Consider the following 12,617-nt stretch of genomic DNA (forward strand, 5'->3'; position numbering starts at 1 on the left):
TCTAGGTTCAAATTCACTTTTAGTGGTTTGAGCCTTTTTATTGGGTGGTTTATTCATCTCCAAACATTTTTCGCTTTCACTCCCCAAACCGAATAACTCCCCCGCACAACAACAAAATAGATTATATTATCCTTAATTGATAAAAAATTATGCGGAGTACACATGCAGGTATTTCCCTTAGGAAAGCGAACTATTTCCGTGATTGTGGTCATTGTAGCTCTGGTTTTATTTTTAATTTACGTGGTCTTACGCACAGGCCCATTTGCCCCTGTCAACGTCACCCTCACGCAAGTCAAATATCAATCCATTCAACCTAGCCTGTTTGGCGTAGCAACCGTTGAAGCGCGTTATAATTATAAAATTGGCCCAACTGCAGCAGGTCGCTTAAAAAACTTAAAAGTAGATATTGGCGATAACGTACAAGCAGAACAACTGTTAGGCGAAATGGATCCTGTCGATTTGGAAGATCGTTTATTGGCTCAACGTGCGATAATCCAAAAAATTACCGCTCAGCAACAAGACACTCAAATCCGTCAAAATTTTGCGCAGCAACAAGTCAATCGTTATCAACAACTAGCTAAAATCAATGCCACCAGCCAAGAATCTTTAGCCATTAAACAACAAGAGCTCGATTTGGCAACGGCGGCACTCAGCGCGATGCAACAAGAACTCAATAAAGCACGTGCAGACCTGAATACCTTACAAGCACAGCGTGATAATTTAAATTTAGTGGCCACAGCTGCAGGTGTCGTCACTGCACGTTATGCAGAACCGGGTTCAACGGTGGTAGCAGGTCAAACCGTACTAGAAATTGTCGATCCTAACTCCATTTGGATGAATGCCCGTTTCGATCAATCCAGTGCGATTGGTTTAGCTGCTGACTTACCAGCTCAAATTCATTTACGTTCACGGCAAAATAATGCTTTGGCAGGTCATGTGTTATGGGTAGAACCTCGTGCCGATGCCATTACCGAAGAAATTTTAGCTAAAGTGGTTTTTAATCAACCTCCAACGCCTCTTCCGCCTTTGGGTGAGTTAGCAGAAGTCACCATCAGCCTCGCACCATTGGCACGCAGCTTAACCATTCCCAATGCGGCAGTTCACCGTATCAATAACCAAGTAGGCGTGTGGAAAGTTGTGGCCGAAAAGCCGCAATTTGTTGAAGTTCAATTAGGACGTTCAAATTTAGCGGGCGATGTGCAAGTGCTCGCAGGCTTATCCGAAAATGATCAAGTGGTGCTGTATAGTGAAAAACCCCTACATGCCAAAAACCGTTTACGGGTTGTCAAGCAACTTGCAGGAGCAGCTAAATGATTAGTCTGGCAGGTCGTGATATTTTCCATTCATGGGGTAAATTTGTATTTACTGGCTTTGGACTCGGCTTGCTGATTGGTGTGACCTTAATTATGGCTGGCGTGTATCGCGGCATGGTAGATGATGCCAAAGCCCTGCTGAATAACAGTGGTGCTGACCTATGGGTAGTGCAGCAAGATACACTTGGCCCTTATGCAGAACCTTCAAGTGTGCGTGATGATTTATATCGCAGCGTGATGAATATGCCCGGGGTGGCGCATGCTTCAAATATTACTTATTTAACCATGCAAGTGCATCATCAAGATAAAGATATTCGCTCGATGGTGGTCGGGATTCAAACAGGTGAACATGCGTGGAATAACTTGGGGTGGCCGCCACATTTATTGGCAGGACGTCAATTGACCCGCGGGCACTATGAAGCCGTAGCCGACATGAGTACGGGATTAAAGTTGGGTGATCGTATTAAAATCCGTCGTAACACCTTTACCGTGGTGGGTTTAACCCGACGCATGGTGTCTTCGGGTGGTGACCCGATGATTTTTATTCCGCTGAAAGATGCACAACAGGCGCAATTCCAAAAGGACAATGCTGCCATTTTACAAGACCGTAGACGAATTGCAGTAAACCCAATTTATAACCGCCCTGCTTATCCTGACTTGCTTGAAAGCGTACTCAATGCACAAAGTAGCAACCGTTATGTGAATGCTATTTTAGTCCGTTTAAATGCAGGTGCTTCAGCTGAAGAAACAGCAGCACATATTCAGCGTTGGCAACAACTAACAGTCTATACCCGCCCGCAGATGGAACACATTTTAATCAGCAAAATGATTGCCACATCCGCCAAACAAATTGCCATGTTTTTGGTGATTTTGGCCTTGGTCAGCGCCGCGATTGTGGCATTTATTATTTATACCCTGACTATGGACAAAATTCGTGAAATTGCGGTCTTAAAATTAATTGGCACACGCAATCGCACAATCGCTTGGATGATCTTGCAACAAGCACTCGCGCTTGGATTAATTGGGTTTGCTGTTGGTAAAATCAGTTCAACCTTTGCCGCACCATATTTCCCGAAATATGTCTTATTGGTTCCGCAAGATTCTATTTTTGGATTTATTGCGGTGATGCTGATTTGCATGTTAGCCAGTTTGGTTGCAATTCGGATGGCACTGCGCATTGACCCTGCCGAAGCAATTGGCGGATAACATGACACACGGCATTTTAATTGAAGGTTTAAAAAAGCGTTTTGGACAAGGTGACAATGCCTTTTATGCCTTAAAAGATGTCAATATGCAGGTTGCACCCGGTGAAGTGGTTGGGCTGATTGGCCCCTCAGGTTCGGGTAAAAGCACCTTGCTCAAATGTTTAGGTGCCGTGATTGATCCTACCGAAGGACGCATGACTTTGGGCGATGAGGTGATTTTTGATCAACGTTGGTTAGTCAAAGACTTAAGTGCCTTACGCCGCGATAAAATTGGTTTTATGTTCCAAACCCCGTACTTAATTCCTTTTTTAAATGTTTTGGATAATGTAGCGCTGCTGCCGATGTTAGCAGGCGTAGCCAATGACATTGCCCGCGCCCGCGCATTGGAAATTTTAACGGCGCTCGATGTGCAGCATCGGGTACATGCTATGCCTGGACAATTGTCTGGTGGTGAACAACAGCGTGTCGCCATTGCACGTGGCTTGATTAATCAACCGCCTGTGATTTTAGCCGATGAACCCACTGCACCATTGGATAGTGTACGCGCGATGACCGTGATTCGCTTATTACACGAAATGGCAGAAAAATTTCAAACTGCAATTATTGTAGTCACACATGACGATAAAATCATCCCTACCTTTAAACGCTTGTACCACATTCGAGATGGTGTGACTTATGAAGAACAAGGCGAAGGACGTCCTTTTAAGTAGGCTCTAAAGTTTTCAGCGCTGGAAACTGATGTTTTAGCTCAATATCAAAAGCAATAAAATATCTGCATTTCAAGTTACATGCGACACAATACTAAAAAACGGTTGATGTGGTATTCTGATAGCATCAGAAATGCAAAAATATAATACTTACTAGCTTCATACTGTTCTTGGAATTTAATCAAAATACGCATATATTGATTAAATAGAGCAATTTATTCTTAATCCAAGAATTGACGCGCTAACCATGAAACTTAATCACCTAGAGGTTTTAGATATGTCAACTAGAAACCGAACCAATGAAAGTGAAATCGCTACAGCTGCAGCTGACGTTTTGCGTGAACGCTTCATTGCAGTAGCTCACAGTGATCGAGTACTTTATGTGGAAAATGATGCCTTAGTCAGCAAAACCCCGAATGGCAAACCAGTTTTAATCAAACAGTTATCTGGTCGGAACCCTGATCTAGCCCGCCAGTTTAATGGTCGCAAAACCTTTAAAATTAGAAAACGTAACATAGAGGCTACTGCAGAATAATTTATGTTGCCAAAAACACCTCGAATCAGAATGTTTGCGGGTCCAAATGGATCGGGCAAAAGTACGATGATTAATGGTTTAGATAGCCGTTTATCTAAATTGTTTTTGAATGCTGACAACCTTGAGCGCGATCTTAAAGCCACACCCATTCTTGATCTAAGTCAATTTGATATACGCATTAATGCAAACATATTGGTTGATTATCTTACTCAAGCAAGTCGACCACTAAAAAATGCAGATGGTACTCTAAGCAAAAGTCCTCCCCTCTCAGTAGATCCTGTGATTGATGGAAGCTTAATCGACTTAAGCGGGAACACGATTGATTCCTACCTCGCAGCCCGAATTCTTGATGTCATCCGTAAAGAGTTACTTACGCTTAAGGTTGGATTTACATTTGAAACCGTAATGTCTCATGAGAGTAAAATCGAGTTTTTGCGAGATGCTAAAACGCAAGGCTATCGTACCTATTTATACTTTGTGACGACTGAGGACCCTGATATTAATGTGGACCGAGTTAAACAACGTGTGAAAAATGGTGGTCATCCAGTCGAAGAAATTAAAATCCGTGAACGCTATTTCCGCACTATGCACATGTTGATTGATGCGATTGAAGTATCTGACCGAGCGTATTTATTTGATAACTCAAGTAATGCGACCAAGAATATGGCTTCTTATATCTGTGAAGTGACTAACGGAGATACATTGATCATTAATCCAGATTTTAAAGGAGAGTTTCCGATCTGGTTTGAAAAATATGTACTTGTTCATTTGGTTGATGAAGAATAAAAAAACCGCGCTTGAATCATTCAAACGCGGTTTTTTAAATATTCACAGGTCAGTAAACTGAACCCATCGGCATCTTACTCAGCCAACATTTTACTCAGTATTCATAGCCATTGTTGATTGACCATTGCTGCAATTTGCCATAATAGATTTCATCGTTGAACAGTAGGTCTGCTTTAGAGGCAGCATTACTTTCTTCAGTTGGGCAGAAACCATCATCACAATCGGCATCGACAACCCAGCAACCACGAACGAACAATACTTTATTGCCTTCTTGCTCCAGTTGTTTCTGAACGCGATCAATCGCTTCATGTAAGTCATCTGCGCCTAAATATGCGGTCAAATACGCATAAGAGCCTGTTTCATCGGATGCTTTGCGGAACTCGACACCCACACAAAATAAATGTTTTTTCATTCTTGGCTCCTTGTCATCTTATTCAGCTAAACTAATCTTTAATTTGGTCTAGGTCTAGTGCTTTTTCTTACACTTAACAATACGTTACCTATTCACAATACTGCAGTTCAAAGTAAAAACATAGTATCCAAATATTAGACTTAAGCCATAATCGCTGTATAAATGAGGTAGAACGCAACACCAATGACTGTTGTAGCAAATACCTTTTGTACAGTATTGCTATTCATGCGATGTACCAAAGTACGTCCAAGTAACATCCCGACAATACACGCCAGAACAAAGGTGATGGTGACTGCCATTGGGTACTGAAAGCCATCTAAAACGTGTGCTGAAATACTCACGCCACCAATCAGGAAAATAATCATCAAAGAGGTTGCGACGATACTGCGCATATCCAAATCGGTAAATTTAAGCAATAATGGCACAATAATAAAACCACCGCCCACACCCAACAAACCCGTCAGCAAGCCTGCAATTACACCCACACCACCAAGCAAAGACGCCGTTTTAACATTCCAAATTAAGCGTCCTGTGTTTTGGTTTACCTTACACGGTGGATTAGTTTGGTCGTTGACCTTATTAAAGAAAATACGATACGCCACAATAAACATGACCAGACTGAACGCCAGTGTTAACCACATGGGCGGCACAATACCTGCCAAATGCACCCCATAACGCGCAGATGGAATACTGATTAGGGCAATCCACAATGCAGCACGATAACGTACAATACGTTTGAACAAGCCTTCAACTGTGCCAACCAAAGCCGCCAAAGTGACTGCCAATAAACCGACAGGTGCAGCCTGCGCCACAGTCCAGCCCTGACTTGCCATAAGTGCAGGAACGGCAAGAATACCGCCCCCTGCCCCAGTTAAACCCAGCAAAGTACCAATCGCCAAACCTTCTAGGATTAACATCCACATGCGTATTTCCCCCTATTCCATCACTATGTTGTGCTGTGCAAACATCACTTGCCACAAACTTTGTTGGCAGGCAAAGCCACATCAATATGTTTTGGATAAGGCAGGTTTAAATTCTGCATGAGGGTAATAAATTCCGCTTTGGTGCGCCCTTGTCCTAAACGCGAGTTATTGCGTTTTTCCTGCCCAACGGTAGAAGACACACGCCCTTTGTAGTCATGCCCTGGGTACACCAAAGTGTCATCAGGTAAGCTAAAAATTTGTAGATGAATGCTGTCATATAAAGTCGCCGGGTTGCCTTCCTGAAAGTCAGTACGACCACAACCATCAATTAACAACGCATCGCCAGTGAATACCATGCCATTGACCACATAGCTGGTACAGGCGTTGGTATGACCCGGGGTATAACGTGCTTCAATCAACAATTCACCCACACGAATGGCGCTGCCATCGGTAATGAAAATATCGCCACACACCACACCTGAATTACGATGTAATACAGTTTTACAACCAAAACGTGTTCTGAGTTCGTTGGCAGCAGTAATATGGTCAGCGTGTACGTGCGTATCTAAGCTATACACCAATTGCAAATCATGCTGTTCTAGAAAAGCAGCATATTGCTCAACCTCTGAAATTACAGGGTCAATCAGCACCGCTTCACGGGTTTGTTCAGATGCCAATAAGTAAGTATAGGTCGAGCTGTCAGCTTCAAAAAATTGATGAAAGATCATGAGATAGATACTGAGTTTTATATTTTGTTATTCTTAATTTTGCAAATATAGTGCCAACTTAATCTCTTTTAAATATATTAATAAAATACAATATATTAAGAGATATTGTTTAATTTAGATCATCCTCCATGTTTCACATCTGTTGCATTTTGTGTTTCAATTGAATCAATAATGAAACAAAAGATGAAACATCATGAATGCGATACATGACTTTGAACAACAAGCCAGTCTTGAAAGCTTTTTGTTTCATTTACAACAACTTTGTCCAGACAGTTTGCTCTATGTTTATGACGACATTGCTCAAACATGGATTTATGAATATGCACAAGATGCTTCTGTTTCTGCAGCTACGGGTAAAACATTAAAAAACCAATTATTGAAATTAAAACTACAATCACAATCAGCATCACAACCACAGACAGGTCTGCTGCAACTCCCGAATAGTGCTAAGGCATGGCACTACCACAGCTTAAATATTCGTGTCCATACAGCCGATTTCACAGGATGTTTATTCTTTCTGCAGCCTAGCGTTGCAACAGTGTCATCACAAACACTCACCCCATCTGCCCAAGCACAAAATAGTTTGGCGGAGTTTTTCCATAGTGATTCGCCACAAATGCAGCATATGTATTCCATTATTGAACGGGTAGCGATTACTGAGTTTCCTGTTTTGGTGCGTGGTGAATCTGGTAGTGGTAAAGAGTTGGTGGCGCAAGCAGTACATGCACGCAGCCAACGGCATGCACAAGTCTTTATTGCGATTAACTGCGCGGCTTTAAATGCCAATATTTTAGAAAGTGAATTGTTTGGGCATGTGAAAGGTGCATTTACAGGGGCAATTCGTGAGCATAAAGGTGTGTTTGAACGTGCTGCAGGTGGTACTTTATTTTTAGATGAAATTGCAGAAATTCCACTGGAACTGCAAGCCAAATTATTGCGAGTATTAGAAACGGGCGAATTCACCCCTTTGGGCGGTGAAAAAGCGATTAAATCGAATGTCAGAATTATTACCGCAACCCATCGCGCTTTACGTGAAGAAGCGCGTTTAGGCAGATTTCGCCAAGATTTACTTTATCGTTTACGGGTGATTCCAATTTTTGTGCCACCACTACGTGAACGTAAACAAGATATCCCTAAAATTGCAGCATTTATTTTGCAACAACAAGCCCAGTTTCAGGTCACGCCACATTTGACCGAGCAAGCACTGAAGGTATTAATCAATTACGATTGGCCAGGCAACGTGCGTGAATTAAAAAACACCTTGCTGTATGCCTTAACCATGTCGGCAGGTAAAATTGAAATTGATCAACACGATTTACCCGATGAAATTGTACATGCCAGTTTGAAACTCGCCTCAGCTCCCGCAACGCCACAACCTATTGAGCTACCCATCAAAACCAACAATAAAGTAGATAAAGACACGCTGCAGGATTTACTAGAAAAATATCAGGGGCAAACTGAATTGGTGGCACAAGCCTTGGGCATTAGCCGAACCACCTTATGGCGATATCGAAAAAAATATCATTTATAAGGCGGAAACTTAAAAATCAGGAATCAGTCGCTTTGCTTTGATCTGCATATTCATAAATGGTGTCTAAATCTTTTTGAATGGCAGCCGCGACTCGGCTAGGCATCAACTGATTCAGTTTGACAAAGACTTTTTCAGGATACCCGACCTGATAGGATTGACGGTCTGTTTGTAAAAATTGATACAGCTCTTGTGCCACAAATTCAGGTGCATCCACTTTTGTACCCATTTTGATATTCATTTCTATCACATCGGGATTGTTCATACTGGTATTGGTCGCGCGTGGGGAGAAATATCTAAAACGAATGGCAGTCTGACCATACTCTCGCGCCAATGCTTCAGTTGCACCACGCAAGGCAAACTTACTGGCGCAATAACTCACATAGCCAGGGTAGCCGATGCTGCCAAAAGTCGAGCCAATATTGATGATCTGACTCGGCTGACTGTCCGACATATATGGAATCACATCCTGAATCAGTTGCAGCGGATAAGCCACATTGACCAACATCATTTGCTCAATGGTATCCTGTGATTGCTGCGCAAACAGACGAAAATCATTCATGCCTGCATTGTTAATATAGTAATGAATCGGCTGTTTTAATGCGGCAAGTGCCTGAATAAAATCATGACGACTGCTGGCATCAATTAAATCACAACGCAGACTGTGTAATTGCAACTGAGGATACTGCTGCGCCAGACTTTGCTCTAGTTGTTGCAAGGTGTCTTGCTTACGCCCAACCAAAATTAAGTTTAAGCCTTTTTCAGCAAAATGATGCGCAATCGCATGACCAATCCCGCCTGTTGCCCCGAAAATCACCGCAGTTAAATTTGACATAAAAGATACTCTCAATTTTAAGATATTCGATACAACTCAATTATAAAAATGCAGGATTCAGTCCCAAGCCCATACAAATATAGAGTTTACGATCTTCTAATGGCACCAATATTTCACGTCTGCCATGCATAAAGCGCTTGTTATCAATGAGCACCACATCACCATCTTGCCAGTCAATTTCTGAGGTTTCACGCTCGCAACGCTCTGCCAATTCTTCCAATAATTCTGCTTGGATTTCGCTGCCATCGGCAAAGTAAAAACGCGGCTTTTCGTAATTATAAGAAGGCCCCAACAAGGTATTGGCAAAGGCAGGCACAGCTTTTAAATTGTCATGGCGAATCATCGGCATGTTCAAGTCATACTGCACACCTTCATCATGCGCAGGACGAATCCGTTGTCCAGGAATCATCTCAATAAAATGAGCGAGTTCCTGCTGCCCGACCTGTACGGCATCGGCAATATTGAGTGCTGTCGCCACATACTTTTGCCACATCGCTTTGGGTAAGTAACGGCTGATGGTCATCGGTTCAGCAAATTTCTGCTTCAGTGTGTCAGGCAGTTTTTGCCATACCTCATGTCCATCACATAAAGTAGTCTGCGAACCACGCGAAGCACTTTTTTCACTAAAAAAAGCAATAATATCAGGCGGCATTGGGGTTGAACCATTTTCTATATGCAGTCCCATTGCCTGCGTACCCGCATCTACTTTTTGCGATTGTCGGGTCACATTTTCACGTGCAGGGTCATAGGTCAGCTTTTGGCAAATATTGCTCATCAGCCCACTAAATGCATTCACATCATAATGTTCATTTCTAAGTAAAACCCAACCGTGCTCCACCAAACGATCTTTAATTTGTTGTGGGGAATGTTTGAATTGCTGTTGTGCAATATTCATGTGATTTCTCTCTATCTCTATTGATGACTGACAGGTTGGTGTCTATCTGTGAAACATCTCCAAGATCAGCCACTAAATACGTTGTAGGATGTGCCAAAGCTGTCTGATACTGTTGCTGAATGACTGCTCTACGCAATTTTCCGTTATCGGTTAACATCTGATTATTTAAAGAAAAAGGTTGTTCAGCACGGCACCAGTGTTTAATTTGGGCATAATCAGGCATACGGGTATTGGCACGATAAATCGCGGCTGCCAATTGCGCATCTGAACGATGTTCCTCGGCATAAATCACTGCAGATAATGACGGCTGCGCTTCACCAAACACGGCAATCTGTTGAATTTCAGGCTCACTCAAACTGTTCGATTCAACCCATTCTGGTGAAATATTGCGCCCAAAACTGCTGACAATAATTTGCTTGATACGCCCCGTGATATATAAATAGCCATCTTCATCAAAATAACCTGCATCGCCTGTGTGAATATCGGCTGATACCGCATCCTGCTCACGCCCAAGTTCATGCATATATCCCAACATGGCATTGCCCTTGACCACCACTTCTTGATTGGCAGCAATTTCGACTTGAACATGCGGCAATACGCGGCCAACACTGCCAATTCTGCGAGCTTCAGGCAGGTTTAAACTCACGACCGATGCACATTCAGACAGACCATAACCTTCATAAACAGGTAAATTGAATTGCTGACACTGCTTGAGTAAATCTGCAGACACCTTGCCACCACCCACGGCAATAAACCTCAAAGTACGCAAGCCTGCATCGCCATGTTGATGGATATATTCCACAATCGCTTTGAGCATTTGTGGCAATAAAATCACGCTTTCAATATGATATTGCTGCACGGCATCGACAAAGCGTGAAACATCAAACTCATGGTTGGACAGCAAACCAAACTGACTGACTTCAGCCACCACCACTGCACGCCCCATGTGAAAAGGCACATACACGCCTGCGATATTTTCAAGCAATGTTGCAAATGGAATTAGACACAAATGCCGCCCAAGCTGGCTGCTTTGCAATGCCTGACTTAAAGAGTACGTAATTGAATTAATGGTGGCTTCTGCCAAACACACACCTTTGGGAGTACCCGTACTGCCCGAGGTATAAGTAATTTTTGTAGGCTGCTCAGCAGAATTTGGGGATAAATGCGGTTGTGCTGTTTCAACGCTTAGACGAAACAACTGCCCTTGATATAAATCTGATGGTGGCAAAACCTGTGCCTGAACTGCATCAATCATCTCCAACAAAGCTTCTGGAATAGCAGTATTTCCAATAGCCGAGTTAACATTGGACGGAGTATCGCTTTGTGCAGTATCCGTCAAAATACACAGCAACTCGGCTTGGCTGTCTTGCAGTAAATGTTGCACTTGTGCAGCAGTAAAAAATAAAGGCACAGGAATGACTGTCATTGCAGCTTTACGTGCGGCTAAATCGACCACAATCCAATCGGCCTGGTTCACACCCCACAACGCCAAACGCTGTACTTGATAAGTTGCCAATTCTGCACTGAGCAACTCAACCCGTTGCTGTAATGTGGCATAACTCAGTGTGGTTTGTGCCGTCACAATTGCTTCACGCTCAGGGTCTGTTTGGGCATAGTGATTCAGGTTTTCAAACAACTCATTCATCTTTCAATTTCCGCCTTTCTGCATGACCTTAGGCATAAAAACAATATTGCTGTTGCGTGACCGCCAACGCTGCTGCAACGTCAATCGCCAGTACATAAGGCTTCTGTTGGTAATAACTGCCCCATTGATGCTGTGCATCGCCCAAGGCTTCGGGGTTGGCTTTTTCTAGCACCTGAAAATGCAGTCCCATTTGCTGTAACACATAGCGCACTGCTGCTGTTCCTGTGCAAACTGCCCACGACACATTGTTCTGCGATAAATGAAACACCAAAAAAGCCACCATCAATTTGGCTTTGCTCATGTCTTGCGCTGCTAAGTTGCCAATTTCAACAATCTGCGCGCGCGTTACAGGCACTTGGCTCAATTGGGTTAAAATGGTTTCAATGGGTGCATCTAAATACTGTTCCAAAAAGGCTTGGTTCGCGCCCAATGGTTGCATGCCAATCACCACTTGCATGTCGTGGTTTACATAGCCTGCAAACAAGGTATCTGAAAAAGTATTTATGGATGCCTGATGGACTTTTTGGTATTTATCTCGAATAAAATGCTCTAATGCCAAGCGTTGTTTGCTAGCATCTTGGGTCACAGTTGTCACATTTAAATGTTGTGCTGTTGTGTGTGCTTGAATCACCGAGGCATAGCTGTGTAATACATCTAAATGTGGCTGTTCTAGGTTCAACTGTTTTGGGTTCGTTTGTGGTTTATACGGCTGCGCTACAGATGCATACCCGTTGAATTGTTTTTTATTTTTTTGCTGATGAAAATTCGCATCCAGAAAATGCGTTTGACTGGATGATTGAGCATCAAAATTAAATTTGATCATGTGCATCACATTGGATAGAAAATAACTCAATGCTCAAGATAGAAATCTAAACTTAAAGAAAACTTAAGTCGCTACAAACTGTCACAATTCATAAAGTTGTTTATGCACACAAAAAAGGAGCTGATCACTCAACTCCTTATATGTTAGGACTTACGCACTATCATTTATAGATTCTCTGTGGTAGCAGATGATTTTTATCGAGAATAAAGTCATCAATGAAGTCTTTGATGATTGGTCTAAATAATTTCTTCTGCCAACGATATACATTTTCAAAGATCCCCT

General features: G+C 42.6%; 13 protein-coding genes and 1 pseudogene. 6 read left to right on the forward strand and 8 right to left on the reverse strand.

All coding sequences use genetic code 11. From position 1 onward, the window contains the following. The first annotated feature begins 162 nt into the window (after positions 1 to 162). From B2W49_RS00275 to B2W49_RS00295, 5 genes are all read left to right on the forward strand, one after another. A complete protein-coding gene (locus B2W49_RS00275) occupies positions 163 to 1,314 on the forward strand; it encodes an efflux RND transporter periplasmic adaptor subunit (RefSeq protein ID WP_291331399.1) in 1,152 nt (383 codons plus the stop codon). Further along, positions 1,311 to 2,519, forward strand: a complete 1,209-nt coding sequence (locus B2W49_RS00280) for an ABC transporter permease (RefSeq protein ID WP_136144179.1) — start codon at positions 1,311 to 1,313, stop codon at positions 2,517 to 2,519. The genes B2W49_RS00275 and B2W49_RS00280 overlap by 4 nt, the downstream gene beginning before the upstream one ends. Before the next feature lies 1 nt (position 2,520). After that, complete coding sequence (locus tag B2W49_RS00285) at positions 2,521 to 3,228, forward strand: ABC transporter ATP-binding protein (protein ID WP_026438336.1); 708 nt, start codon at positions 2,521 to 2,523, stop codon at positions 3,226 to 3,228. Between the two features lie 274 nt (positions 3,229 to 3,502). After that, positions 3,503 to 3,760 carry a hypothetical protein gene (locus B2W49_RS00290; RefSeq protein ID WP_291331400.1) on the forward strand — a complete coding sequence of 86 codons (258 nt, stop codon included), beginning with the start codon at positions 3,503 to 3,505 and terminating at the stop codon, positions 3,758 to 3,760. A gap of 3 nt (positions 3,761 to 3,763) precedes the next feature. Further along, complete coding sequence (locus B2W49_RS00295; protein ID WP_291331401.1) at positions 3,764 to 4,546, forward strand: hypothetical protein; 783 nt, start codon at positions 3,764 to 3,766, stop codon at positions 4,544 to 4,546. Positions 4,547 to 4,640: 94 nt separating this feature from the next. On the opposite strand, the gene B2W49_RS00300 is transcribed toward B2W49_RS00295, so the two are convergent. The 3 genes from B2W49_RS00300 to B2W49_RS00310 all read right to left on the reverse strand — a co-directional run bounded on the left by B2W49_RS00300 (position 4,641) and on the right by B2W49_RS00310 (position 6,609). After that, positions 4,641 to 4,958 (reverse strand): hypothetical protein, encoded by a 318-nt coding sequence (locus B2W49_RS00300; RefSeq protein WP_004975369.1) that lies wholly within the window; start codon positions 4,956 to 4,958, stop codon positions 4,641 to 4,643. Between the two features lie 140 nt (positions 4,959 to 5,098). Continuing rightward, positions 5,099 to 5,881, reverse strand: coding sequence for a sulfite exporter TauE/SafE family protein (locus B2W49_RS00305; protein WP_136144180.1), 783 nt, complete (start codon positions 5,879 to 5,881; stop codon positions 5,099 to 5,101). Between the two features lie 44 nt (positions 5,882 to 5,925). Continuing rightward, positions 5,926 to 6,609, reverse strand: a complete 684-nt coding sequence (locus B2W49_RS00310) for an MBL fold metallo-hydrolase (RefSeq protein WP_136144181.1) — start codon at positions 6,607 to 6,609, stop codon at positions 5,926 to 5,928. 193 nt (positions 6,610 to 6,802) lie between these two features. Between B2W49_RS00310 and B2W49_RS00315 the strand changes: the two genes are divergently transcribed. Next, positions 6,803 to 8,140 carry a sigma-54 interaction domain-containing protein gene (locus tag B2W49_RS00315; RefSeq protein WP_291331404.1) on the forward strand — a complete coding sequence of 446 codons (1,338 nt, stop codon included), beginning with the start codon at positions 6,803 to 6,805 and terminating at the stop codon, positions 8,138 to 8,140. 16 nt (positions 8,141 to 8,156) lie between these two features. Here B2W49_RS00315 and B2W49_RS00320 read toward each other — a convergent pair whose 3' ends face one another. The 5 genes and pseudogenes from B2W49_RS00320 to B2W49_RS00340 form a co-directional block, all read right to left on the reverse strand. Beyond that, complete coding sequence (locus B2W49_RS00320) at positions 8,157 to 8,972, reverse strand: SDR family oxidoreductase (protein ID WP_180095838.1); 816 nt, start codon at positions 8,970 to 8,972, stop codon at positions 8,157 to 8,159. 40 nt (positions 8,973 to 9,012) lie between these two features. Next, positions 9,013 to 9,867 (reverse strand): TauD/TfdA family dioxygenase, encoded by an 855-nt coding sequence (locus B2W49_RS00325; protein ID WP_104852394.1) that lies wholly within the window; start codon positions 9,865 to 9,867, stop codon positions 9,013 to 9,015. Next, positions 9,821 to 11,512: an AMP-binding protein gene (locus B2W49_RS00330; RefSeq protein ID WP_291331409.1), complete on the reverse strand. Its 1,692-nt coding sequence runs from the start codon at positions 11,510 to 11,512 to the stop codon at positions 9,821 to 9,823. Before B2W49_RS00330 ends, B2W49_RS00325 begins: the two co-directional genes overlap by 47 nt. Before the next feature lie 28 nt (positions 11,513 to 11,540). After that, the gene (locus B2W49_RS00335; protein WP_291331411.1) at positions 11,541 to 12,335 is read right to left on the reverse strand and encodes a thermostable hemolysin; all 795 of its coding nucleotides are present in this window, start codon (positions 12,333 to 12,335) and stop codon (positions 11,541 to 11,543) included. 160 nt (positions 12,336 to 12,495) lie between these two features. Further along, a pseudogene (locus B2W49_RS00340) lies at positions 12,496 to 12,617 on the reverse strand (IS701 family transposase); the annotation flags it as partial.

Origin of the sequence: Acinetobacter sp. UBA801 (assembly GCA_002296655.1) — a bacterium.
Taxonomy (GTDB): Bacteria; Pseudomonadota; Gammaproteobacteria; order Pseudomonadales; family Moraxellaceae; genus Acinetobacter.

What these genes read in the sequence shown, in the direction of transcription:
- B2W49_RS00335 (WP_291331411.1), bottom strand. Translation starts at nt 12,335, where the DNA reads ATGATCAAATTTAATTTTGATGCTCAATCATCCAGTCAAACGCATTTT.
- B2W49_RS00305 (WP_136144180.1), bottom strand. Translation starts at nt 5,881, where the DNA reads ATGTGGATGTTAATCCTAGAAGGTTTGGCGATTGGTACTTTGCTGGGT.
- B2W49_RS00310 (WP_136144181.1), bottom strand. Translation starts at nt 6,609, where the DNA reads ATGATCTTTCATCAATTTTTTGAAGCTGACAGCTCGACCTATACTTAC.
- B2W49_RS00300 (WP_004975369.1), bottom strand. Translation starts at nt 4,958, where the DNA reads ATGAAAAAACATTTATTTTGTGTGGGTGTCGAGTTCCGCAAAGCATCC.
- B2W49_RS00330 (WP_291331409.1), bottom strand. Translation starts at nt 11,512, where the DNA reads ATGAATGAGTTGTTTGAAAACCTGAATCACTATGCCCAAACAGACCCT.
- B2W49_RS00320 (WP_180095838.1), bottom strand. Translation starts at nt 8,972, where the DNA reads ATGTCAAATTTAACTGCGGTGATTTTCGGGGCAACAGGCGGGATTGGT.
- B2W49_RS00315 (WP_291331404.1), top strand. Translation starts at nt 6,803, where the DNA reads ATGAATGCGATACATGACTTTGAACAACAAGCCAGTCTTGAAAGCTTT.
- B2W49_RS00280 (WP_136144179.1), top strand. Translation starts at nt 1,311, where the DNA reads ATGATTAGTCTGGCAGGTCGTGATATTTTCCATTCATGGGGTAAATTT.
- B2W49_RS00285 (WP_026438336.1), top strand. Translation starts at nt 2,521, where the DNA reads ATGACACACGGCATTTTAATTGAAGGTTTAAAAAAGCGTTTTGGACAA.
- B2W49_RS00325 (WP_104852394.1), bottom strand. Translation starts at nt 9,867, where the DNA reads ATGAATATTGCACAACAGCAATTCAAACATTCCCCACAACAAATTAAA.
- B2W49_RS00290 (WP_291331400.1), top strand. Translation starts at nt 3,503, where the DNA reads ATGTCAACTAGAAACCGAACCAATGAAAGTGAAATCGCTACAGCTGCA.
- B2W49_RS00295 (WP_291331401.1), top strand. Translation starts at nt 3,764, where the DNA reads ATGTTGCCAAAAACACCTCGAATCAGAATGTTTGCGGGTCCAAATGGA.
- B2W49_RS00275 (WP_291331399.1), top strand. Translation starts at nt 163, where the DNA reads ATGCAGGTATTTCCCTTAGGAAAGCGAACTATTTCCGTGATTGTGGTC.